Origin of the sequence: Vibrio sp. Scap24 (genome assembly GCF_013394185.1) — a bacterium.
In the GTDB taxonomy this organism is placed as follows: domain Bacteria; phylum Pseudomonadota; class Gammaproteobacteria; order Enterobacterales; family Vibrionaceae; genus Vibrio; species Vibrio pomeroyi.
In genome coordinates this window covers 923,961-946,701 of the sequence record NZ_CP041332.1, presented here as the reverse complement: position 1 = coordinate 946,701, position 22,741 = coordinate 923,961, and the positions used below count along the sequence as shown (strand labels likewise).

The window sequence follows — 22,741 nt, the reverse complement described above, 5'->3', positions numbered from 1 at the left end:
ATATAGATATGTAGCAGAATTGACGCCTATCTTTATTGAAATCAGAACTTCAAAAAGATAGGCGACACTAGGAAGTATGGCAGGGTTAGAGAAGAGAACTATAGACGTGAGCGCAGGGCTTGGTCTTTAAACTCAGCAACCCACATTGCAGTTGCGCCACAAACGGCAACGGGCATCACAATCAGGTTTAAAATTGGAATAGTAGTGAAAACAGAAACAAGCGCACCGAAGCTGTAGCTCTTACCTTGTTTTTGTTTCAAATTGTTTCTCATGTCATCGAACTTGATTTTATGGTTATCGAACGGGTAGTCAGCGTATTGAATCGCTAACATCCATGCTGTGAAGATGAACCATAAAAACGGTGCAACGGTTTGCCCTAGGGCTGGAATTAACAAAAGTAGGAATAAACCGATCGCTTTTGGCAGAACGTAGACAAGCTTGCGCCATTCTCTCGCTAATATACGTGGGGTATCTTTGAGAACATCAAGTAAACCATCGTCATTGACTTTTTTACCGCTCAGCAACTCTTCCACTTTTTCTGCGAGTAAACCGTTGAACGGTGCGGCAATGAAGTTAGCGAGCGTACTAAAGAAATACGAGAACGTGGCCAAGACGGTTAAGACAAGTAACGGCCATAAAATGTATGACAACCAAGACAAGAAGCTTGGCAATGCACCAATCCAACCTTCAATCCAAGTGTTTAGATTGGAGAAGATATAAAACAAGGCACCACCAACAAGCAATACGTTAGCGATCAAAGGAAGTAGTACAAACTTACGAATGCTCGGTGATAAAGCGATTTTTATTCCGAAAATAAAATAGCCAAAGCCTGAGCGTGGAACAGATTCAATAGTCATATTTAAATTAGGTCACATGTGAATTTGATTAAATAGCAAACATGTCTAGTGTACTCGACCGAAATTAAGAAAAAAAGCGTGGCGAAAATCACACCATGTAAGGAACTAATTGTATTAAGTTGTTCTAAAACAGTGGCTACTTTTGATAGAGTAGTGAGATTGGCCAAATTAACCCAACTTAGTGACAGCGTCTTTATCGCTAGTTGACTAAGAAAGCTGAGAGCGAAAAATGCAGGAATTGCGATTTGTACTCATTATTGTTGGCGCACTAGCTATCGCCGCATTATTGTTCCACGGTCTGTGGACGAGTAAAAAAGAAGGGAAAGCAAAGTTTGGTGATAAGCCGCTTGGTAAGCTTGATAACGATAGCTTAGATGAAGCAGAAACTATCCCAAATCGTTCATTCGCCCCAGAAGATGATTTTGAGATAATCCGAAAAGAACGTAAAGAACCGGATTTTGCTGTTTCGCCATCTGCGACTGATCCTCTGATCGATTCAGATCCACTTACAGCGCCACAAATGAAAGAAGCTCACGAAGACGACATCGAATTGAATGATCTTCCTTCTTTCAGTGTTGAAGACCCAATCAAGGTTGAAAGTGAGCCGGAAGAGCTTGAAGAAGAGAAGGTTATTGAACCTGAAGTTCCAAGCTTTGAGTTGACCGACGAACAAAAAGAAAACCATGCAGGCTTTAAAGAGCAGTACGGTTCGTTTGAAGAAACTTCTGAGACGGTTGATGAGCAACTTGTTCCAAACGAAACGTTCACTCAAAGTGAACCTGTTGTTGCGAAAGAAGTCGTTACTCCACAAAGCGCACCTGTTGAAGAAGCGAAGCCAGATGAAGAACTTGGTTTAGAAGTTATCGTTCTTAATGTTCATTGTGCTGGAGAAATCCCATTCGTGGGGACTGAGCTGTTCCGCAGCATGGAAAATAACGGTCTAACTTATGGTGAGATGTCTATCTACCACTGCTTTGCGCAGTCGAGTGACGAACCAAAAGTTATTTTCAGCGTAGCAAACATGATGCAGCCAGGCACTCTAGAACATGACGACCCTGCTGATTTCACGACGAAAGGTATTTCGTTCTTTATGACGTTGCCTTGTTACGGTCAAGCTGATCAAAACTTCAATGTAATGTTGAGTGCGGCGCAGAAAATTGCTGATGATATGGGCGGAAACGTATTGGATGAGTCACGTAATTTAATGACACCAAACCGTTTGTCTGACTACCGCAAGCAAATCAGAGATTTTATGACGGCATCGAATGCCTAGCCGTATTGTTTAGCCTTATAAATAATCTATATTTATAGAAAAGGGCTCCTAAGGGAGCCCTTTTTGATATTTCAATCACGACAGAGAATGATATGAAAGAATCGATTCAAGTTACCTTAGAGCAGTTAAGAGAAACTCTGCATTATCACGCCGTTCGTTATTACGTAGAAGATAGCCCTGAGATCCCTGATGTCGAGTACGATCGATTAATGCAGCAATTGCTAAAGATCGAAGAAGAGAACCCAGAGCTCGTGACGGTCGATTCACCAAGCCAACGTGTTGGCGGTCAGCCTTTGGATGGCTTCACGCAAGTGACTCACGAAATCCCAATGCTTTCTCTAGATAATGCATTCTCTGACGAAGACTTGGATGCGTTTAATAAGCGTATGTCGGATAGAGCACCAACCGCGAACCTTAAAACTTTCTGTTGTGAGCCTAAGCTTGATGGCCTTGCTGTAAGCTTGCTCTATGTGAATGGCACTTTAGTTCAAGCTGCGACTCGTGGTGATGGTGCGACTGGCGAAAACATTACAGAAAACGTACGTACGATCAGTTCGATTCCACTTAAGCTGCAAGGCGAAGGTTGGCCTGAGCGTATCGAAGTTCGTGGTGAAGTATTCATGCCAAAAGCAGGCTTCGACAAATTAAATGAGATGGCGTTGAAGAAAGGCGAAAAAGTCTTTGTTAACCCACGTAATGCCGCAGCAGGTAGTTTGCGTCAACTTGATTCTCGTATTACAGCGAAACGTCCGCTGGCTTTCTATGCCTACAGTGTTGGTGTTGTAGAGGGCGCTGAGCTTTCTAATAGCCACTATCAACGTTTCTTACAGCTGAAAAGTTGGGGTTTACCTATGTGCCCTGAGACTAAGCAGCTTAGCTCACTTGAGGACGTAAAGGCTTATTATCAAGATATCATGACCCGTCGCGATGCTCTGGCTTATGAGATTGATGGTGTGGTTATCAAAGTCGATGATATTGCCGCACAAGAAGTGCTTGGCTTTGTTGCTAGAGCTCCTCGCTGGGCGATTGCTTACAAATTCCCAGCGCAAGAAGAGATAACTTTGCTTAACGATGTTGAGTTCCAGGTAGGCCGTACGGGCGCTATTACGCCTGTTGCTAAACTGGAACCTATCTTTGTTGGTGGTGTGACGGTGAGTAATGCCACACTCCACAACGCTGACGAGATTGCTCGTCTAGGTGTGAAGGTAGGCGATAGCGTTATTATTCGTCGAGCTGGTGACGTGATTCCACAGATCGTCGCGGTTGTACAAGATCGTCGTCCTGAGACAGCGAAAGACATAGTTTTCCCTGATGCTTGCCCTGTATGTAGTTCTGCCGTTGAGCGTGTTGAAGGCGAAGCGGTAGCGCGTTGTACTGGCGGTCTCGTGTGTCAGGCGCAGCGTAAAGAAGCACTTAAACACTTTGTTTCTAGAAAGGCGCTAGACGTTGATGGACTGGGCGTGAAAGTAATTGAGCAACTTGTGGACCGTGAAATGGTAGAAACACCGGCTGACTTGTTTAAGCTCAGCGCTGGCGTGATTACTGTTCTTGACCGAATGGGACCTAAATCGGCACAAAACGTCGTGAGCGCGCTGAATAAAGCTAAAGACACGACATTAGCGCGTTTCCTCTATTCACTCGGTATTCGTGAAGTCGGTGAAGCGACAGCGATGAACCTAGCGCAACACTTTAAGACGTTGGAACTGGTTCAGGCAGCCACTCATGAACAATTAGTTGAAGTGTCAGATATTGGCGACATCGTTGCTAGCCATATCACCAGCTTCTTCTCACAAGGGAAAAATAGAGCTGTTGTCGATCAGTTGATAGAGCTAGGTGTGAATTGGCCAATCATCGAAGAAGCTGCCGATGATCAAGAGCTACCATTAGAAGGAAAAGTCGTTGTCTTAACAGGTTCATTGTCGCAATTAGGTCGAAGTGAAGCGAAAGCTGCGTTACAAGCATTAGGTGCGAAAGTGACGGGTAGCGTATCGAAGAAAACTGATATCTTATTTGCTGGTGAAGCTGCGGGTTCTAAACTAACTAAAGCACAAGATTTAGGAATCGAAATAAGAACCGAAGAAGATCTAATAGCCCTTATATCGTAAGTAAATTCAGATAAAAAAAGCTCAAAGGCACTCCTTTCAAGGGAGTGCCTTTTTTGTTTTTGCTATAAATTAGCAAGCTTTTTGTTTGTTGAGAATTTTGTTCCTATACGAAGTCTCAAATCAGGACAGTGATGGTGCTCAACATTAATGAAATGCTGTTCTAGTTGTGCTTAAAATGCGAGTCATATCTATTTTTATAAAAGGTGTTTTCATTTAACTTGTTGTTTTTATTTGTAATTGCTGTTTTTAGTTGTGAGCTTTTCATTTTGTCGATCTGGATCACTAAGTACCTACTAAATTTGCACCAACTCATATTTTTTTAGATGAAAATTAAGTTCTCATTGATCTTTTTGAGGGCGAAGTTAGTCTTAATGCCATGGATGCACGATGTGTATACCCAGAAAGGAAATAGAGAATTCAGCGTTAAGGGTTCTCAAACAAGAAAAGGTATTTCTCTCTACGGCGGCCAACTTTAGGCGGGAAATATTCAAACAGCTATATCCATTTTTAGGAGTTTTATTCCATGGAAAACAAAATTTTCAAACGTACTCTACTAGGTGCATCCGTTGCACTTTTATCGACAGGCGTAATGGCGAAAGAAGTTGGTATCAACTCTGACTTTAACGTTGACGTATACGGTGTTGCAGCTATCTCAATGGTTAACTACAACACGACTGATAACAACAACAACAGCAAGGGCTTTGTCGTAGAGAATGAATCTCGTATCGGTTTCCGTGCTCATAAAGATATGTTTGATGATGTATTAATCACAATGCAGATCGAATCTGGTTACGTAGATAGCACAGACTGGTCTCACGGTGGTGTTTCAGGTGGTGTGCTAGGTTTCCGTGATACTTTCATCGGTGCTTCTGGCTCTTGGGGTAACCTACGTGTCGGTCGTGTTCTGACACCACTATACGAAATCGTCGACTGGCCATTCTCTAACCCTGGTCTAGGTTCTGTATTCGATTGGGGCGGCATCAACGGCCACTACGATCGTCAATCTAACCAAGTTCGTTACGATTCAGCTAAATTTGGTGGATTCTCTTTTGCTGCTTCTGTTGGTCGTGATGACGATAACAATGGTGGTGGTAACGCTACACGTGATGCAAGCTTTGCTGGCGCAAGTGCTAAATATAGCTTTGAAAAAGTAACTTTGATGGGTGCGGTTGAATCTGGTACACGTGTAACTCCAGCTGTTGATGCTGGTTTTGAGTTTAACCCAGAGACGGGTGTTGCAGACCCTGTAGCTGCTGCTGCAGAAATTAAAGACGATACATTTGCATACATCGTTGGTTTTGAAGCTAGCCTACCTGCAGGTTTTGGCTTCGCAGCAGCTTATAAAGGCGAAGAGCTGGATAACAGCATCCGCAAAGTAACTCAAGATTCTTACTCTATCATTGGTCAGTACTGGAATGGTCCAATCGGTTTCAAACTAGGCTACGCAGCTAACCTTGAGTCTGAAACAAACGGTAAGAAAGACGCTAACTCAGACAGCAACACTATCTCTGGTCAGCTAATGGCTGTTCATAACGGTTTCGTACCTTACCTACGTGTAGCGGGTCGTACTGTTGGTGACGCTGATACAGATATCGTAACTCGCGTTGGTCTTGAATACGGTTTCTAAGCTAGAATCTTTAGCTTAAACAGTTAGATAAAAATCAAAACGCTGGTAAATTTTGTTTGCCAGCGTTTTTCCATAGTGAACGTAAGGAATTAGTCATAATGAATAAAGTTAGTGTAGTCGTATTATCATTATTTTTGGGAGCTTGTAGTTCACTCGATTCACAAAGTAATTTTGCAGACTCAGTTGCTGATGTGCAGCCCAAAGGTGGTTACATTAAAGTAACAGGTCAATCTTACGTAGCAGAAAATAGAGCAAATGTAGGCGCAGACATTCTCAAGTCGTCGCTTTACTTTACATACAATAAAGAAGTAACACCGAATACTGCCCCAGAATCTTCAATTACTATGGACGTGAGTTACTTCCAAAGTTACAAAGAGTACGAAACGGTTAGTTTTTTTGGTAAAACGATAGAACTAGAAGACAGACAAGTACCAAGAGAAAGCTGCAGCGAACACTGCACAAAGACTCAGTATATTAAATTTCCACTGAGCGAAACTGATATCCAGCAAGCAAGAGAAAAGAACTTAGAATTTACACTTGATGGACAAAACTCAGTAATGAGTACAACTTTCATTGTGCCGAAAGCGTATATCGACACAATTTATAATGGCGCAAATAATCATACAGCTATCGCTGTTGCTCCAGTAACGGTACCTGTTGCGGCTGTAGTTGCTGAAGAACCAAAAGCGTCTCAAGCTCAAGAGATGGTTAACTATTGGTACGGTGAAGCAACAAAAGAAGAGCAAGCTGCAGTAACAGATTGGGCATTCAAGAACCGTAAGAACGCTAACCCAGCATCACTAGAAGGCTCAAAAGAGATCGAAATGGTTTCATACTGGTTTAATAAGCTAGACAGTGAAGAAAAATCTCAAACTATGATTTGGTTGTTAGAGCAAGAGTAAACCTTTAACGTTACGCCCTAACTATGTTTTTCAACCGCAGTATTGTATAACAGCAGTACTGCGGTTTTTCATTTTAGGCTTACAGGTAAGATTGTGAATATTGGTGAAGTAGCGAAGCGTGTTGGTACAACAGCGAAATCCATTCGTTTTTACGAAAGTAAAGGCATGATGAGCCCCCCACATCGTTCAGAAAACGGCTATAGGCAATACGGCGAGATTCACATCGAACAGTTAGAGTTTGTACTAAGAGCTAAAATGGTTGGATTTACCCTTGATGAGTGTAAAGCACTGGTTGAGTTAGCAATGAATCCCAATAGAGAAAGCTACGAGGTAAAAAAGAAGGCAACGCAGAAGTTAGATGAAATAGAGTTGAAGCTTGCTGAGTTAAATAAGATGAAAGCTCAACTGCAGTCTTGGGTTCATGACTGCCCTGGTGATGCTTCAACGGAATGTCCTATCTTAAACAATCTATCTGGCCGCAGTTAGGTTGTGTCAGTCATAAATAATCGTCAGGCCGCAATTATATTACCAGCCTGACTTTAGTCTCCTATCACAGCACTTTTCCGCCGTAATGTTTACAGATCAGCAATGGTACGTGAGTGACTGCATTACCATCTGAACATTTTACAATTGGCCCCATGTTTCCGTTACCAGGAGACTGACTGCTCGCGAGAGCACTTCCGAATGATAAGCTGAAAATAGCCGTTAGAATTATTAAAAAATGTCTCATACAAACTCCATTAGGTTTATCTCTGATTGAGATAAATGAAAGTATGGACAAGGAAAAGAAAATTTCAAAAACTGGACGGACTTAACATTTTTAATAATTATAATTAAGCGAGAGTCAGGCTAATTATTCATATATATCTTGGGTAAGAAATCTGGCTTTCTTATACCTTTTTAGCTTAATCAAACTTTTTAGCTTTACGAAATAAGAACTTATTTTTTTTTCAATTCAATCTATCGCAATGATAATTCGAATATTATTAAGGTTCAAAAATAGAAAAAGCCTGCATTTATTGAAAATGCAGGCTACATATAGCACTTGATTATAAAGGTTCTATTATTAGAACTATTCCGTCTAAAGCGACAATCTTAATTTCGGTGCCAGATGGAATATCTTGACTCGCCTTTGCAGACCAAGAAGAGTCACCGAACTTGATTCGACAGCTACCTTTCTTTACGTCTTCACTTAGAATAACGGTTTGACCTACCAGTTGCTTTTCTCTTTGGTTTAACTCTCGCCCTGCATCCGATTGCTTGTCATTAGACAGTTGTCTTCTCCACCACAACCAAGTCGTGATAAGTGAGAAGCTTGCAAAGGAAAGCCATTGCATCTGCCAACCAATTGGTAGAGCACCCAAAAGTGCACCGACTAACATGGCAGATATGCCGATCCATAAAAAGTAACCAGCGGTTCCAACCAGTTCAAGTGCAAGCAGTGCTAGACCAAATGCTAGCCAGTGCCAGTGGTTTACTTGTTCTAGTAATTCGACCATAAGTTAGTCCTTACTACCTTTGTCATTCTTATGCGCAAACATCTCTGCAATACCCGCGACAGAACCCATTAGACCTGTTGCTTCAAGTGGTAGCATGATGATCTTACCGTTTTCAGCTTGGCCAATTGATTTCAGTGCGTCGGTGTAGCCTTGTGCTATAAAGTAGTTTACGGCTTGCATGTCACCTTGAGCGATCGCCGTAGATACCATTTCTGTTGCCTTGGCTTCTGCTTCTGCAGCACGTTCACGAGCTTCGGCTTGAAGTATCGCGGCCTGTTTTTCACCTTCAGCTTTCAGGATCTCAGACTGCTTGTGACCTTCCGCTTTTAGGATCTCTGCTTGTCTTACGCCTTCTGCCTCTAAAATATCAGCACGTTTGTTTCGTTCTGCCTTCATTTGAGCATTCATCGCAGCGGTAAGATCGGCTGGTGGTTGTACGTCTTTAATTTCAATACGTGTAACTTTTACGCCCCAAGGGTTAGTTGCTTCATCGACGATGTTCAGCAGTTTGGTATTGATCATGTCACGCTGGCTGAGCATTTCATCCAGTTCCATAGAACCCAGTACAGTACGGATATTGGTGAGGGTTAAGTTACGAATCGCGTGCTCAAGATCGTTCACTTCATAGGCCGCTTTAGGGGCATCGATAACCTGAACAAAACACACCGCATCAATAACTACGTTCGCATTGTCTTTTGAGATGACTTCTTGAGCTGGGATGTCGAGAACACGCTCCATCATGCTGATGCGTTGTCCAACTTTATCAATAAACGGAATGATCAAGTTTAAGCCTGGTCTTAGGGTATGCGTGTAGCGACCGAAGCGTTCTACCGTCCAGTTATTGCCTTGCGGAACGGTTTTTACTCCGGCAAAAATAAATAACAGTGCGACGACGGTAAAGACGCCAATAGTAATCAATGTATCAATAGCCATACAAAATCCTTTGCAAGTTTAAGTTTTTGATAGTTCATTATTGATACTGGCTCATATTTAAAATCGGAGCAAATTTATAAACGAAAAATGGGCCATAAAATATTGATTTTATGGCCCATTTGGCATTCTTACATTCGATAAACTAATTGATTGAATTGTTAGTTTTCGAAGTGTTTTACAATGCTTAGCTTAGCTTAACAAGCGTTGACGATTGCTAGTAAAGCAGAGAGTACAACTGTCGACGGTATTTACTCGCAACTGGGTTGCCTTGTCCAAGCGCACTTAAGATATCCATGAATTCTTTCTTCATGTCACCATCGAGAGTATTAAGATCTTTTGCTAGGAAAGACCACAGTAGATCCATTGCTTCTTCGCTACGGTTCACTTGGTGGTATTGCAGTGCCAATTCAGAGGCCGTTTTAGCATCGCTTGGGTTTTGCTGAAGCGCGGATTCTAGTGCTTGAATCTCAGGGCTGTCTGCTGCCTGTTTATGAAGTTCAAGCTTCGCAACTAAGCCTTTGTAGTAATTATCTTGGTACTCAAGTGGGATGGTTGCTAGTTGAGTTTCAGCAAGGTCAAACTGTTGTGTTTCTAACAAACACTCTGCTATCGCCAGTTTTACTTCACCTTTGTTTGTAAGCTCTACTGGAAGCTGTTGCATTGCCGCTAGAGCTTGAGTGTGATCGCCTGCTTGCATTAACTCGAGTGCTTGGCGCAGCGCGAGCTCATCTTGACTAGGAAGGTGCTTGCTTAGCATCTCTACAATCGCGTCTAAGCTTTGAGGACCACCCAGCCCGTCGACAGGTTGACCGTTAACAAACAGTGCAATCGTAGGAAGTGCTTGAACACCAAATTGGCTAGCAATCGCTTGTTCTTGCTCGCAATTCAATAGGGCTAACGTGAAAGCACCGTTGTATTGCTGAGTTAATGTTTGGAGTTCAGGAATGACTTGGGCGCTCTCTTGGCTCATTGGTGCCCAAAAATGGATGAGTACAGGGGTCTGCATCGAACCTTCTAATACTTGACGAAAGTTCTGCTCATTAAGTTCAACAATATGCGGAGATTGCATTTACGTTCCTTGAGGTTTGTTTTATGGATACGTTGCAAATATGGGGTGAGAAGTCGGTAACTTCAAGATCTAACTCGGTTATCTCAGATAAAAAGCGCCAAAAATAGAAAAACGCCATGCTTCGATGTTGATAGAGTTGTTATCTCAACACGGAAGACACAGCGTTCTCATTGAGGTGGCCAGTGAGGTATTACTTAAGATATTCAAAACAGAATAAACAACGTAATAGCCAAACTCACACCTACCCAATTAAGGCGGTTTAAAGTCATGAAATATCCAGAAGTAGCTTCATCAATTGGGAATAATTGATGAGATAGGCTAAATCATGACATCTTATTGTTACGAATAAATTACATCGTTACATTAAAGTTTGCGACTGTGCATTCAAAGTTAGTAATTTATGCTGCTTTTCTTAAAATAGGGTCTAGCAAGCGGCTTGGCAGGAGCCTTTTTAGCACAGCGAACACCTTAGTTGGTGTCGTCACTCGGTACCTTAACTTAGGTTTATCGGCGGTCAGCGCGTGCAAAACAGGTGCAATGCAGCTTTCAGCAGGCAGAACAAAAGCGTTGTTCGACGACTCTTTTTCAAGTCGGTCTTTTTGCTGCTGGTAAGCTTCTTGATGGACACTGCCCTCGATGCGTATCCACTTATTGAAGGCCTTTAGGGCGTTGGTTCTAAATTGGGTTTCGATAGGACCGGGTTGAAGTAATGAAATGTGTACGCCACTGCCATGCAGTTCTAAACGAAGAGTGTCAGTCCAACCTTCTATTGCGAATTTTGAAGCGTTGTAGGCACCGCGATATTTCATAGCGGCGAAACCTAACACTGAACTGTTTTGTACGATTCGTCCTTCGCCACGTTCACGCATATGTGGGAGGATCTGGCAAACGAGATGGTGCCAGCCGAAGAAGTTGGTTTCGAATTGCTCTCTGAGTCCTTGAGTTGGTAAGTCTTCTAGCGCACCGGCTTGGCCGTAAGCACCGTTGTTGAATAACCCATATAGTCCGTTAGGTGCGAGTTCAATCGCAAGCTTGGCGCCATTTTCAATACTTTCTTGGTTGGCAAGATCGAGTTGAATGCAGGTGAGACCCTCATCTTGAAGGCGTTGAACATCTTGTGGGTCACGACAAGATGCAATGACATGAAAACCGCGCTTTTGTAGTGCATGAGCACATGTATAGCCAATACCCGTTGAGCAACCTGTGATAAGAATCGACTTGTTCACGCTTAATCCTTTATTAGAGTCTCTATGACTCTAGGGTAAAGAATTACTCTTGATGTTGTAACAAGTTTTTTAGTGCAGGCTCTATTCTTGAGTAACTAAAGATGAATCCCATTTCGGTGAGCTTTTTTGGTTTGGATCGAATGCTATCAAATAGCAAACACGATGATTCTCCCATCAGAAGTGACATTGCCCATTTCGGTGTGAACAAGAAATGCGGTCGGCCCAATTGTTTGGCTAACGTGCTACTGAATAGCTTGTTAGTCACAGGGTGTGGCGCGCACATATTAAACTCGCCTTGAGCATGAGGCATCGACAACAAGTGGTTGATGGCCCTTACCATATCCAGCATGTGAATCCATGGCATGTACTGTTTTCCAGAACCTAGAGGCCCACCCACGCCCAGTTTGTAGGGCATTAGCATTTTCTTTAGCGCGCCGCCATTCTCGCCTAATACAATCCCCGTTCTGAGTAGTATCACTCGCGTGTTATCTGATTCAGCTCGTTTAGCTATCTCTTCCCAGTGAGCACAAACTTTATGAGGGAAGCTCTCATCCTCCACTTGTAATGATTCATCAAACGGGTGTTGTTGTTGATCGCCATAATAACCGACGGCTGAACCGCTAATGAAAACCTCAGGCGGGTTGCTGCTGGCATGAATTAACTCGACCAACTTTTCTGTGATGTGCCAGCGGCTACTGCAGATTCTCTCTTTTTGTTCTTCGCTCCAACGCTTGTCGGCTATCGGTTCGCCAGCAAGGTTAACCACCACATCGAAGTCATTAAGATTGCTCAGTTCGTCAAGGGATTGAATGTAATGAAGGTTGTTCTGGTTCAGGTGATTTAGATTTTGCTTTGCTTTTTCAGGGCTCCGCGTCAGCAATGTCACATCGTCAGTGTTCCAGCTTTTAACCAATTCAGAGCCAATAAATCCCGTACCACCAGTTAACAATATCTTCATACCAATCTCCTTATTAAACATAATTATAGACATGGCTTGTTTTTAATCGCCAATCAATACGAAAAAATCACTATAACGATCAGTTGGTTTCAATCGTGTGATACCCAAATTACGCCGTTTTAAAATTAAGAATGAGTGAAATTAAATTCATTTGGCCAGGATGTGTACCGTTATCACACTTATGGATTTTACTCGGATATGTTACCAACTGCGTAATATTTATCACATAAGGAATGATAAGGATTTGCCATGATTATTAGTAACCAATAACCCGACATAATTTCAGCGATAAGGAGTGGCGATGGCGGCAGTACTTGCTTTGTTTCGAGCCATGTTAGGTAGCCTGCGAGATCTGTTGCCGATTGTCGCGGTGATCGCCTTCTTCCAGTTGGTTGTCTTGCAAGAGCCACTTCCTCATCTGCTATCAATTCTAACTGGCTTAGTGCTGGTGGTCTTTGGGTTGACCTTCTTCATATTCGGTCTTGAAATGGGGCTATTCCCTATCGGTGAGTCTATGGCCCAAGCCTTTGCCCGTAAGGGGAGTGTGTTCTGGTTGCTGACATTTGCTTTTTGTTTGGGCTTTGGAACAACCATTGCAGAGCCTGCGTTAACTGCGGTGGCGGCTGAAGCAGCAGAAGTGGCCGCCGAGGGAGGCGTTATCCCCAATACGTTAGATGAAATGGAAGAATATGCAGATGGTCTGCGTTTCACCGTAGCATTGTCGGTAGGTATCGCCATCTTACTTGGAGTATTGAGAATCTTAAAAGGGTGGCCAATTCAGTACATGATCATCGGTGGTTATATTGGCGTGGTAGTACTTACCGCTTTCGCCCCTGAAAATATCATTGGGATAGCGTATGACTCTGGTGGAGTGACAACATCAACCATCACCGTTCCGTTGGTGACAGCATTAGGAGTGGGTTTAGCATCAGCAATCAAGGGCCGTAATCCAATGATCGATGGCTTTGGATTGATCGCCTTTGCGTCACTGTTGCCGATGATGTTTGTCATGGTCTACGGGATGGTGGTGACATGATCAGTGCTCAGCAGTTTATCGACACCTTTTTAGGCACTGTGATGGATGTGATTCCGATTGCGGTGATCATTTTTGGTTTTCAGTTGGCGGTATTACGTAAGCCCGTCAATAACTTAGCCAAGGTGTTGATTGGTTTTTTCTACGTCATCCTCGGGTTGTCTCTCTTCTTGATGGGATTGGAACTCGCACTGTTTCCCTTGGGGGAGACCATGGCCATGCAGTTGACCGAACCCAGCTTTCTGACTGAGTTTAAGGTTAGCTCTGGCCTTACGTTAGTTTGGTTTGACTATTATTGGGTTTATCTTTTTGCATTCTGCATTGGTTTTAGTACCACGATTGCCGAGCCATCTTTGATTGCGGTGGCGATAAAGGCAAATCAAGTCTCCGGCGGCAGCATCAGTGTTAATGGGTTGAGAATCGCAGTGGCATTAGGAGTCGCTATCGGCATCTCGCTCGGAAGCTATCGGATCGTTGCTGGTGACCCGATCCATTACTACATCATTTTTGGCTATGTCGTCGTGGTTATCCAAACCTTCTATGCCCCCAAACTGATCATCCCATTGGCCTATGATTCGGGCGGGGTGACGACATCCACCGTGACCGTTCCCTTAGTGACGGCGCTTGGACTAGGGCTCGCTTCAACTGTGCCTGGAAGAAACCCTGTGATTGATGGCTTTGGCTTAATTGCTTTTGCCAGCTTATTTCCGATTATTTCAGTGATGGGCTATGCCCAAATAACACAATGGTTAAACCGTTTACACACCTCTAAGGAGAGCAAAGATGCGCTTTAAACTTATCTTAGCGTTTGTAGAAGAGAGCAAGACAGACAGTGTGCTCGATGCCGCGCGTGATGCGGGCGCAACTGGAGCTACGGTGATTAACAATGCCAGAGGGCAAGGTCTAAACCAAAAAACCACCTTCTTTGGCTTAACCTTGGAGGTGCAAAAAGATGTGTTGCTGTTTGTCGTCGAAGAGCATTTGGCGAGACATATTTTAGAAACCATCGGTGAAGTTGGAGAGTTCGACCAAGAGTCAGGGCAAGGCATTGCTGTTCAGATCGATGTCGAGGATGCGGTCGGGGTCGCGCACCAAGTCGAGACATTAACCAAGGTTGTGGAGGATGAGCTATGAATACGGGTGAGACAATTCGAGTAAGCGATGTAATGGCTAACACTTATGTGATTATTGACGGATTAACGACGGTGTTAGAAGCGATTGAGATGGCAAAAAAGCACAAAGTAAAAGCTATCATTGTTGATAAACGCCATGAGGACGATGAATACGGCATCGTGTTGATGAATGATATCGCTAAGAAAGTGTTAGCCAAGAACCGATCGCCTAAGCGCACTAACGTTTATGAAATCATGACTAAACCAGCTTTAAGCGTGTCTGCCGATATGAATGTGAAGTATTGTGCGCGCTTGTTTGAGCGTTTTGGTATCAGTCGTGCTCCTGTGGTCAGTAACCATAAGATAGTCGGTATGGTTAGTTACAATAATATCGTGATCAACGGTATGGCGAGAGATGACGTGTAGCCCCTAGATACGTACAATAGGCTCATAAATTTTATGGAGAAGTACGTGTGAAATTATTTTTTGCTTCAGACCTACACGGTTCGCTACCAGCAACAGAAAAAGTATTAGAGCTATACCAAGCGTCTGGTGCGCAATATTTGGTTCTATTGGGTGATACTCTGAATCATGGTCCGAGAAACCCGATTCCAGAGGGGTACAACCCGCCGGCGGTTGCAGAGAAGTTGAATGCGTTTTCTCAAGAGATCATTGCCGTTCGTGGTAACTGCGACAGCGAAGTGGATCAGATGCTGTTGTCTTTCCCAATGATGATGGATTACTCATGGGTACTGCTTGAGTCAGGTCAGCGTATCTTCTTAACTCATGGTCACCTGTACAACACAACGAAGCGACCAGCATTGAAAGCGGGCGATATTCTTGCTCACGGTCATACTCATATCCCAGTTGCTGAATACCAAGATGAGATCTTCATTTTCAACCCTAGCTCAGTGACATTCCCACGAGAAGGGCACGCAGCAAGCTATGGCCTATATGAAGACAACACCTTCAAAGTGATCAGCCTTGAAGGTGACCTCATTGTGAGCGGTCAGCTTTAAATGACAAAATCGGTCGCGTAGTTTTACTTTGAATCGACGTGGCCGAGGTCTTTGTCTGGAGCAATGATGTTTCGTACTCTCTGCTTCAGAACTTTAGCCTCAGGAAAACCGCCGTCCGCTTTTCTTTCCCAAATCTGTATTCCATTACAAAAGATCTCGAATCGTCCGCCTGTATCAGGGTGCAGACTGACTTGCTCTATCTCTTCACTAAAGGTGTGCAGCAATTCTTGGCACAACCAGCTTGAGCGAAGCATCCAATTACATTGACGGCAATAGTGTATGGCTATCGTCGCTTTCAATACTGTTGTCGTGGTGGGATTCGATTCCGTATTCATAGGTAATCCTTTTAAATTCTATACCAGTAGCTTGATACCGACGGCAAACGTCAATATTTCAAAAGCAGTTTTGACGAGCTGATTGCTTGAACGGTTGGCAAGAAATGCACCTAGGCTTCCACCTATAAATGAGCTAAGTAGAAGTATGGGTAGCCACAACCAGTATATCGGCGCGCCAGCTTGTACGATTGCGATACCGCCGATGCCATTCCAGAACAAGCCAACACAGATCATGGTGAGTGCCACGGCCTGCTTATAAGTGAAACCAAACCAGCGAACAAGAAACAAGGTCACCAACAGCCCTGATCCGGCAGTGAGCGAGCCATTGATGATGCCAATTAGCGCAAGCCCAATGCCACCAATAATCCAACCTTTGGAATCTCGGTTTTTGAGTTGTTCTTCTTGCCCTAATTGCTTCTTTAGTCGGGAGTAGACGCCAAGTGCTAAGATCATCGCCCCAAGCAGCTTTTGTGCAATATCATCTGGAATCAGTAAGACGATATTTGCTCCAATAACAACGCCGATGCTGCCAACAAGGATCAGGTAGCAACAAATTCTCCAACTGAGCGTACCGCCCTTAATATGCGTATAAGCAGCGCCTAAACTAGAGCGACACTGGCGACTTTGTGTGTTGCTAAGGCAACCGAAAAGGGGAGGCCAAGAAAGATAAGCAGTGGGAATTGAAGTAGCCCGGCACCACCACCCGATAAGGAGGCGAGGGTATTGGCGATCAATGAACCAAAAAAGAGGGCAAGTGAGTTTATCCAATCCATAGAATTTCGTACTTGTAAGTTTTAGATAACAAAAAGGGGCATCATGCCCCTTTCTATTGGTTTACCGCTTCATGGTATTCAGCTATTGATACACAGTAAACGGCTTTCCAATGTTAGTTTGAAAACAATACGGTTGAACCGTGATTTAAGCTAGTCAGTAGCAGTGCTTTCGGGTTAACGATGTCGATGCGTCGGCTTTGTTCTGCATCCATCTTAATAACCTGGGTGATCAGTTCGAGCTGCCCTTCCGAAAAATCTTGGCGCTGAGCAGAAGTCACATCTTTAAACTCTGTTGGTGAAACCAATAGGTAGTTGTCGTTGATATCCCATTGACCCGTTTCCGAAATATTGATGACATTCGCAGGCTCAGTTTGAGTACCATACAGTCTAACCACTGACATTCTCAGATATGTACCATTTGGTAGGTATTTCGCATTCGATGACAGTTCAACTTTGCGAAGTGGGCCGATTGAGTCCGCTTGTTTGTTATCGCTGATAAGAGTGACCATCTTAGATTGCCATTCATGTGCAGTAAGTAGACGCTCTACTTTTGCATCGCTTCCCCAATATAACCAACCACTCAAAAATGCAGATAGAACCAGTAAAATAATCGATACTTTTAATTTCATGTTACTGACCACCGTTACAAATGTCGTTTACATCCGACTGGTTTGCATAAATTCTTAGGGTTACATTCTCGCTCGAGTAGTCTTGCGGGTGAATGTAGTTGAGGGCAAGGTTGTTGGTTTGTCCACCAGTTGCAATTACTTCAGTCGGCTTTAGCATGCCAGTGTGATTGGTGTTGTAACGCAATACACATTTCTCTATCGCTGGCAGCCAACTGCTAAGATCTGGGTGGTTAACTGGTGATTGAACCTTTACGCCATCCACTTCAGCTAATGTTTTGAACTCTGATTCTGCCGGGTTAGTAAACGTTAAAACGAGAATCGGCATGATGAAAGCAATGAGTAGCAACCAAAACGTTAACCACTTATTTGTGCTTTTAACTGGAGTTGCAGCAGGAGCTCGTGCTGGCTCAGCTTCAACATTGGTTTCCTGAACCTTTGCTACTGGCTCTGATTCAACCGTTTCAGTGATCGCTTCTTCAGTCGCTGCAAACGTCAAGATAGGTTCTACGTCATTTTCGGCAATTTCAGCAGCTACTGGCTGATCATTTGATGAAAGTGGTGCAGAGCGCTCAACAGTCGCAATAAATTGGTAACCGCGTTTAGGCACGGTCTTTACGAACTCTGGGGATTTGGTCGAATCTTTCAGCATCTTTCTTAGTGTCGATACTGCTTGCGTTAAGCTCGAGTCATCAACCTCAAAGCCTTGGTCTCGCCAAACATACTCGTGTAATTCATTACGAGTGATAACTTCATTGGGTCTTTCCGACAGCATCAGGAGAATGCGGCTTTCATTGCTGCCAAGACGCACGACTTCGCCGTCGCTCATTTGGTCAACAAGTGAGTTGCTGTTTGGATCGAAGACAAACCGCTGTGCGAGAATAAACTTTGTGCCGATATTGCTCATTGAATTCTTCTACTTTTGGATGATTTGGGGTGCGAAATAGACAAATCTCAGGTGAAGTTCAGTTAATTCTTCACCAAATTATGGCTTCTTTTATGTTCTTTTATATTTATCAGACTCAAGGATAATAAAAACAGATCAAAAAAACAGTGTTTTTATGATTTTTGACCTTGAATTTACATTTGTCATCCTCATGTTAATGAACATAAGAGTGGCATCAAGTGTTACGCCCCTATGGTTATTCAATATAAAGTATAGATGTTTTGGAGTAAAAATGAGCGAAACGGCAACGCAAAATAAAGAGACTCGTGGCTTTCAATCTGAAGTAAAACAACTACTTCATCTAATGATTCACTCACTGTATTCAAACAAAGAAATCTTCCTACGTGAGCTGATCTCTAACGCATCTGACGCGGCTGACAAGCTTCGTTTTCAAGCCCTATCTAATGGTGACCTTTACCAAGGCGATGCTGATTTAGGTGTAAAACTTTCATTCAACGCTGAAGCAAATACCTTAACGATTTCTGATAACGGTATCGGCATGAGCCGCGACAACGTTATTGAGCATTTAGGTACGATTGCTAAATCAGGCACTGCAGACTTCTTCTCAAAACTGTCTGAAGACCAAAGCAAAGACTCTCAATTGATAGGTCAATTTGGTGTTGGTTTCTACTCAGCATTCATCGTTGCAGACGCGGTAACCGTTCGCACTCGTGCGGCTGGCCTAGCAAACAATGAAGCCGTTCAATGGCACTCTGCTGGTGAAGGCGATTACACAATCGAAGACATCACTAAAGAATCTCGCGGTACTGACATCATTCTGCACATGCGTGAAGACGGTAAAGAGTTCTTAAATGAATGGCGTCTGCGTGAAGTGATTGGTAAGTACTCTGATCACATCGGTATCCCTGTTTCTATCTTCACAGCTGTGAAAGATGACGAAGGTAAAGACACCGAAGAGAAGCACTGGGAACAGATTAACAAGGCGCAAGCGCTTTGGACTCGTAACAAATCTGATATCGAAAAAGAAGAGTATCAAGAGTTCTACAAGCACGTATCTCACGACTTTGCTGATCCACTGACGTGGAGTCACAACAAGGTTGAAGGTAAGAACGACTACACAAGCCTGCTTTACATCCCAGCTAAAGCACCTTGGGACATGATGAACCGTGACCATAAGAGCGGCTTAAAGCTTTATGTACAGCGTGTATTCATCATGGACGATGCTGAACAGTTCATGCCATCTTACATGCGTTTCGTTCGCGGCTTGATTGATTCAAACGATCTGCCTCTGAACGTGTCGCGTGAAATCCTGCAAGATAACAAGGTGACTCAGTCTCTTCGTGGTGCATGTACTAAGCGTGTACTGACTATGCTTGAGCGCATGGCGAAAAATGACAACGACAAGTACCTAGAGTTTTGGAAAGAGTTTGGCCTAGTTATGAAAGAAGGCCCAGCTGAAGACATGGCGAACAAAGAGAAGATCGCGGGTCTACTTCGTTTCTCATCAACGGAAGTCGATTCTGCTGAACAAACTATCAGCCTAGAATCTTACGTTGAGCGCATGAAAGAAGGCCAAGATAAGATCTATTACCTAACAGCGGATAGCTATGCTGCAGCTAAGAACAGCCCACACTTGGAGCAGTTCAAAGCAAAAGGTATTGAAGTGGTTCTAATGTACGATCGCATTGATGAGTACGTAATGAATTACCTAACTGATTTTGATGGCAAGCAGTTCCAATCGATCACCAAAGCGGGCTTAGATCTAAGCAAGTTTGAAGGTGAAGAAGAGAAAGAGAAGCAGAAAGAGACTGAAGAAGAGTTCAAGTCTGTTGTAGAGCGTACTCAATCTTACCTTGGTGGTCGTGTTAAAGAAGTTCGCACAACATTCAAGTTAGCAACAACACCAGCTGTTGTTGTGACTGACGACTTCGAAATGGGTACGCAAATGGCTAAGCTTCTTGAAGCTGCAGGTCAAGCGGCACCTGAAGTGAAGTACATCTTCGAGATTAACCCTGAGCACGCTCTGGTTAAACAGATGGCCGACGAAGCAGACGAGCAAGCGTTTGGTCGTTGGGTTGAGTTGCTACTTGGTCAAGCGATGCTGGCTGAAAAGGGTTCAATGGAAGATCCGTCACAATTCTTGGGTGCAATCAACGAGCTACTGACAAAGCGTTAGTCTTTCGACTTTTGGTTAAGCCAATAATTGAAATAAAAAGCTCGCAAATGCGGGCTTTTTTTTATGAACGTCGCTGAAAATCTATTAAACGTGGTCAACGTCACCGTTATCGTCACAACAAATGTTGCCGATACATTCTTTAGTCGTAAATTCAGCCAAATTGAATATTAATGTGATAGAATGCTCGACCTAATCAGCTGGAGCTAGGAACTCATTCCTTCCAGTTGTATGATTTTTAAACGTTATACCGAAACTTACCGTTTTGCTTCTGTTTACAGTTTTGCTTAACCTCAGCTGTTACCTAACTTTTCCTGTTTATCATTAAAAATGAACGAGGAAGGTGGGATAGTGAGCTTCGGTATAAATCATAATTTTATAAGAGGATTAAACATGCGCATCATTCTTCTAGGTGCTCCTGGCGCGGGTAAAGGTACTCAAGCTAACTTCATCATGAACAAATTTGGTATCCCTCAAATTTCAACTGGTGACATGCTACGTGCTGCTATCAAAGCGGGTACTGAGCTTGGTAAGCAAGCAAAATCAGTAATCGACGCTGGTCAGCTAGTTTCTGATGAAATTATCCTTGGTCTTATCAAAGAGCGTATCGCTCAAGATGACTGTGAGAAAGGTTTCCTACTAGACGGTTTCCCACGCACAATCCCACAAGCTGATGGCCTAAAAGAAATGGGCATCGCTGTTGATTACGTTGTTGAATTCGACGTAGCTGACGATGTGATTGTTGAGCGTATGGCTGGTCGTCGTGCTCACCTTCCTTCAGGCCGTACATACCACACTGTGTACAACCCGCCTAAAGAAGAAGGTAAAGATGACGTAACTGGCGAAGAGCTAGTTGTACGTGATGACGACAAAGAAGAAACAGTTCGTGCACGTCTAGGCGTATACCACGATCAAACAGCTCCGCTTATCTCTTACTACGGTAAAGAAGCTGAAGCAGGCAACACTCAGTACCTTAAGTTTGACGGTACTAAGCAAGTTGCTGAAGTTAGTGCAGAACTTGAGAAAGCACTAGCATAATTGGCTAACAGCCAGTTTTAGAATTTGATATATTGGAAGCGACCTTAAGGGTCGCTTTTTTTGTTTCAATTTTTAGTACGATACCAATCTAGATAATTCGATTACACACCATTCAAGATGAAACCGTTTTTGATTAAGGTGGCTCACAATCGAGAGTAGATGTTGCGATATCCCTTTTAAAGAATGATTATTCAGACATTTAGTGGGAAGCAATGATCTTAAACTTATGCAGATTAGTATATTACTTTCCAGAAAATCACATATTGGTCTCAGGTATCTATGGAAAATAATAAAAAGCAGGGCGTTTTACTGGTGAACTTAGGTACGCCAGATTCTGCGACCCCAGCTGGCGTTCGTCGATTTTTGAGTGAATTCTTGCACGACAAAAGAGTAGTGAACCTAACTCGTTGGCTTTGGTGTCCTATTCTGCATGGGGTGATTCTTCCTATTCGTTCACCTAAGGTCGCGAAGCTGTATCATTCGGTTTGGATGGATGATGGCTCACCTTTGCTCGTTTACTCGCAGAGACAAGCTGAAAAGCTAGAGAAGAAATTAGAGATGCCGGTTGCATTGGGAATGACCTATGGTAACCCAAGCCTTAAGACGGGTATCGAACAACTGATGGAGCAGGGCGTAGAAGAGATCATTGTATTGCCTTTGTACCCTCAATACTCAGGTACAACGACAGCGGCTGTTTCTGATGGCTTAACCAAAGCTTTTAAGCAGATGCCTGTAATCCCAAGCTATCGCTTTATTCGTGATTACTACTCACATCCGAGCTACGCCAAAGCACTGGCTGAAAGCGTTCGCAGTCATTGGGATCAAAATGGCAGAGCCGATCACTTGGTTTGTTCGTTCCACGGCATTCCGAAGCGCTTAGCTGATGAAGGCGATATCTATCCACAGCACTGTGAAGCAACGACAAAACTGCTTGCAGCGGAGCTAGGTTTATCTGAAGAAGACATCACCATGACCTACCAATCTCGATTTGGTCGAGAGGAGTGGTTAAAGCCTTACACAGACGAAACACTAGAATCATTGCCAGGAAAAGGTATTAAGAAGATTGATATCATGGCGCCTGCATTCTCGGTGGATTGCTTGGAAACATTGGAAGAGATTTCAGACCAGTGTAAAGAGACTTTCATTGAAGCTGGTGGCTCAGACTTTAGCTACATTATGTGTCTTAACGATAGAGACTCGCATATCGACATGATGGCTGAATTGGTAGCGCTTCATCGCTAATTGATGTGTCGATTGAATAGATAACAAAAGGGCT

General features: G+C 43.5%; 22 protein-coding genes and 1 pseudogene. 13 read left to right on the top strand and 10 right to left on the bottom strand.

What is annotated here, in order from left to right; all coding sequences use genetic code 11:
* Positions 1-98 precede the first annotated feature (98 nt).
* Complete coding sequence (gene cysZ / locus FLM53_RS03805) at positions 99-857, bottom strand: sulfate transporter CysZ (RefSeq protein WP_132743161.1); 759 nt, start codon at positions 855-857, stop codon at positions 99-101.
* Between the two features lie 229 nt (positions 858-1,086).
* Here cysZ and zipA point away from each other — a divergent pair, with 229 nt between their 5' ends.
* The 5 genes from zipA (at position 1,087) to cueR (ending at position 7,250) form a co-directional block, all read left to right on the top strand.
* On the top strand, positions 1,087-2,130 hold the full coding sequence (zipA, locus tag FLM53_RS03800) for a cell division protein ZipA (protein ID WP_176680267.1): 1,044 nt from the start codon (positions 1,087-1,089) through the stop codon (positions 2,128-2,130).
* A gap of 92 nt (positions 2,131-2,222) precedes the next feature.
* Positions 2,223-4,235 carry an NAD-dependent DNA ligase LigA gene (gene ligA, locus FLM53_RS03795; RefSeq protein WP_176680266.1) on the top strand — a complete coding sequence of 671 codons (2,013 nt, stop codon included), beginning with the start codon at positions 2,223-2,225 and terminating at the stop codon, positions 4,233-4,235.
* A 523-nt stretch (positions 4,236-4,758) separates the two neighbouring features.
* Positions 4,759-5,862, top strand: coding sequence for a porin (locus FLM53_RS03790; protein WP_176680265.1), 1,104 nt, complete (start codon positions 4,759-4,761; stop codon positions 5,860-5,862).
* Positions 5,863-5,960: 98 nt separating this feature from the next.
* Positions 5,961-6,764 (top strand): DUF2057 family protein, encoded by an 804-nt coding sequence (locus tag FLM53_RS03785; protein ID WP_176680264.1) that lies wholly within the window; start codon positions 5,961-5,963, stop codon positions 6,762-6,764.
* A gap of 93 nt (positions 6,765-6,857) precedes the next feature.
* Complete coding sequence (gene cueR / locus FLM53_RS03780; RefSeq protein WP_136982045.1) at positions 6,858-7,250, top strand: Cu(I)-responsive transcriptional regulator; 393 nt, start codon at positions 6,858-6,860, stop codon at positions 7,248-7,250.
* 563 nt (positions 7,251-7,813) lie between these two features.
* Here cueR and FLM53_RS03775 read toward each other — a convergent pair.
* The 5 genes from FLM53_RS03775 to FLM53_RS03755 all read right to left on the bottom strand — a co-directional run bounded on the left by FLM53_RS03775 (position 7,814) and on the right by FLM53_RS03755 (position 12,449).
* Positions 7,814-8,263: an NfeD family protein gene (locus FLM53_RS03775; RefSeq protein WP_048660872.1), complete on the bottom strand. Its 450-nt coding sequence runs from the start codon at positions 8,261-8,263 to the stop codon at positions 7,814-7,816.
* 3 nt (positions 8,264-8,266) lie between these two features.
* Positions 8,267-9,196 (bottom strand): SPFH domain-containing protein, encoded by a 930-nt coding sequence (locus tag FLM53_RS03770; RefSeq protein ID WP_017629595.1) that lies wholly within the window; start codon positions 9,194-9,196, stop codon positions 8,267-8,269.
* 214 nt (positions 9,197-9,410) lie between these two features.
* On the bottom strand, positions 9,411-10,265 hold the full coding sequence (locus tag FLM53_RS03765; RefSeq protein WP_176680263.1) for a co-chaperone YbbN: 855 nt from the start codon (positions 10,263-10,265) through the stop codon (positions 9,411-9,413).
* A gap of 398 nt (positions 10,266-10,663) precedes the next feature.
* Entirely contained in the window at positions 10,664-11,491 is an 828-nt protein-coding gene (locus FLM53_RS03760) for an SDR family oxidoreductase (protein WP_176680262.1), read from the bottom strand.
* A 43-nt stretch (positions 11,492-11,534) separates the two neighbouring features.
* Complete coding sequence (locus tag FLM53_RS03755) at positions 11,535-12,449, bottom strand: TIGR01777 family oxidoreductase (protein ID WP_176680261.1); 915 nt, start codon at positions 12,447-12,449, stop codon at positions 11,535-11,537.
* 301 nt (positions 12,450-12,750) lie between these two features.
* Here FLM53_RS03755 and FLM53_RS03750 point away from each other — a divergent pair, with 301 nt between their 5' ends.
* From FLM53_RS03750 to yfcE, 5 genes are read left to right on the top strand one after another with little or no spacing between them, the layout of a single operon-like run.
* Positions 12,751-13,485 carry a DUF1538 domain-containing protein gene (locus FLM53_RS03750; RefSeq protein ID WP_176680260.1) on the top strand — a complete coding sequence of 245 codons (735 nt, stop codon included), beginning with the start codon at positions 12,751-12,753 and terminating at the stop codon, positions 13,483-13,485.
* On the top strand, positions 13,482-14,276 hold the full coding sequence (locus tag FLM53_RS03745; RefSeq protein ID WP_176680259.1) for a DUF1538 domain-containing protein: 795 nt from the start codon (positions 13,482-13,484) through the stop codon (positions 14,274-14,276). The genes FLM53_RS03750 and FLM53_RS03745 overlap by 4 nt, the downstream gene beginning before the upstream one ends.
* Complete coding sequence (locus FLM53_RS03740) at positions 14,266-14,616, top strand: P-II family nitrogen regulator (protein WP_146490385.1); 351 nt, start codon at positions 14,266-14,268, stop codon at positions 14,614-14,616. Before FLM53_RS03745 ends, FLM53_RS03740 begins: the two co-directional genes overlap by 11 nt.
* Positions 14,613-15,020, top strand: coding sequence for a CBS domain-containing protein (locus tag FLM53_RS03735; RefSeq protein ID WP_176680258.1), 408 nt, complete (start codon positions 14,613-14,615; stop codon positions 15,018-15,020). The genes FLM53_RS03740 and FLM53_RS03735 overlap by 4 nt, the downstream gene beginning before the upstream one ends.
* Positions 15,021-15,067: 47 nt before the next feature.
* Positions 15,068-15,613: a phosphodiesterase gene (gene yfcE / locus FLM53_RS03730; RefSeq protein WP_176680257.1), complete on the top strand. Its 546-nt coding sequence runs from the start codon at positions 15,068-15,070 to the stop codon at positions 15,611-15,613.
* A gap of 23 nt (positions 15,614-15,636) precedes the next feature.
* On the opposite strand, the gene FLM53_RS03725 is transcribed toward yfcE, so the two are convergent.
* From FLM53_RS03725 to FLM53_RS03710, 4 genes and pseudogenes are all read right to left on the bottom strand, one after another.
* The gene (locus FLM53_RS03725; protein WP_017629603.1) at positions 15,637-15,948 is read right to left on the bottom strand and encodes a SelT/SelW/SelH family protein; all 312 of its coding nucleotides are present in this window, start codon (positions 15,946-15,948) and stop codon (positions 15,637-15,639) included.
* An 18-nt stretch (positions 15,949-15,966) separates the two neighbouring features.
* Positions 15,967-16,721: pseudogene (locus tag FLM53_RS03720) on the bottom strand (sulfite exporter TauE/SafE family protein).
* Between the two features lie 113 nt (positions 16,722-16,834).
* Complete coding sequence (locus FLM53_RS03715; RefSeq protein ID WP_017629605.1) at positions 16,835-17,350, bottom strand: regulatory protein ToxS; 516 nt, start codon at positions 17,348-17,350, stop codon at positions 16,835-16,837.
* A 1-nt stretch (position 17,351) separates the two neighbouring features.
* The gene (locus FLM53_RS03710; RefSeq protein ID WP_176680256.1) at positions 17,352-18,254 is read right to left on the bottom strand and encodes a transcriptional regulator; all 903 of its coding nucleotides are present in this window, start codon (positions 18,252-18,254) and stop codon (positions 17,352-17,354) included.
* A 271-nt stretch (positions 18,255-18,525) separates the two neighbouring features.
* Here FLM53_RS03710 and htpG point away from each other — a divergent pair, with 271 nt between their 5' ends.
* The 3 genes from htpG (at position 18,526) to hemH (ending at position 22,707) form a co-directional block, all read left to right on the top strand.
* A complete protein-coding gene (gene htpG / locus FLM53_RS03705; protein WP_065675881.1) occupies positions 18,526-20,430 on the top strand; it encodes a molecular chaperone HtpG in 1,905 nt (634 codons plus the stop codon).
* A gap of 390 nt (positions 20,431-20,820) precedes the next feature.
* Entirely contained in the window at positions 20,821-21,465 is a 645-nt protein-coding gene (gene adk, locus FLM53_RS03700) for an adenylate kinase (protein ID WP_048660860.1), read from the top strand.
* A 279-nt stretch (positions 21,466-21,744) separates the two neighbouring features.
* Positions 21,745-22,707: a ferrochelatase gene (gene hemH / locus FLM53_RS03695; protein WP_176680255.1), complete on the top strand. Its 963-nt coding sequence runs from the start codon at positions 21,745-21,747 to the stop codon at positions 22,705-22,707.
* Positions 22,708-22,741: the final 34 nt, after the last annotated feature.

Coding starts and splice junctions, on each gene's coding strand:
- FLM53_RS03755 (WP_176680261.1), bottom strand. CDS start 12,449: ATGAAGATATTGTTAACTGGTGGTACGGGATTTATTGGCTCTGAATTG.
- FLM53_RS03715 (WP_017629605.1), bottom strand. CDS start 17,350: ATGAAATTAAAAGTATCGATTATTTTACTGGTTCTATCTGCATTTTTG.
- FLM53_RS03750 (WP_176680260.1), top strand. CDS start 12,751: ATGGCGGCAGTACTTGCTTTGTTTCGAGCCATGTTAGGTAGCCTGCGA.
- FLM53_RS03725 (WP_017629603.1), bottom strand. CDS start 15,948: ATGAATACGGAATCGAATCCCACCACGACAACAGTATTGAAAGCGACG.
- FLM53_RS03775 (WP_048660872.1), bottom strand. CDS start 8,263: ATGGTCGAATTACTAGAACAAGTAAACCACTGGCACTGGCTAGCATTT.
- zipA (WP_176680267.1), top strand. CDS start 1,087: ATGCAGGAATTGCGATTTGTACTCATTATTGTTGGCGCACTAGCTATC.
- htpG (WP_065675881.1), top strand. CDS start 18,526: ATGAGCGAAACGGCAACGCAAAATAAAGAGACTCGTGGCTTTCAATCT.
- hemH (WP_176680255.1), top strand. CDS start 21,745: ATGGAAAATAATAAAAAGCAGGGCGTTTTACTGGTGAACTTAGGTACG.
- FLM53_RS03740 (WP_146490385.1), top strand. CDS start 14,266: ATGCGCTTTAAACTTATCTTAGCGTTTGTAGAAGAGAGCAAGACAGAC.
- ligA (WP_176680266.1), top strand. CDS start 2,223: ATGAAAGAATCGATTCAAGTTACCTTAGAGCAGTTAAGAGAAACTCTG.
- FLM53_RS03790 (WP_176680265.1), top strand. CDS start 4,759: ATGGAAAACAAAATTTTCAAACGTACTCTACTAGGTGCATCCGTTGCA.
- cysZ (WP_132743161.1), bottom strand. CDS start 857: ATGACTATTGAATCTGTTCCACGCTCAGGCTTTGGCTATTTTATTTTC.
- FLM53_RS03785 (WP_176680264.1), top strand. CDS start 5,961: ATGAATAAAGTTAGTGTAGTCGTATTATCATTATTTTTGGGAGCTTGT.
- FLM53_RS03710 (WP_176680256.1), bottom strand. CDS start 18,254: ATGAGCAATATCGGCACAAAGTTTATTCTCGCACAGCGGTTTGTCTTC.
- FLM53_RS03765 (WP_176680263.1), bottom strand. CDS start 10,265: ATGCAATCTCCGCATATTGTTGAACTTAATGAGCAGAACTTTCGTCAA.
- FLM53_RS03745 (WP_176680259.1), top strand. CDS start 13,482: ATGATCAGTGCTCAGCAGTTTATCGACACCTTTTTAGGCACTGTGATG.
- FLM53_RS03770 (WP_017629595.1), bottom strand. CDS start 9,196: ATGGCTATTGATACATTGATTACTATTGGCGTCTTTACCGTCGTCGCA.
- FLM53_RS03735 (WP_176680258.1), top strand. CDS start 14,613: ATGAATACGGGTGAGACAATTCGAGTAAGCGATGTAATGGCTAACACT.
- adk (WP_048660860.1), top strand. CDS start 20,821: ATGCGCATCATTCTTCTAGGTGCTCCTGGCGCGGGTAAAGGTACTCAA.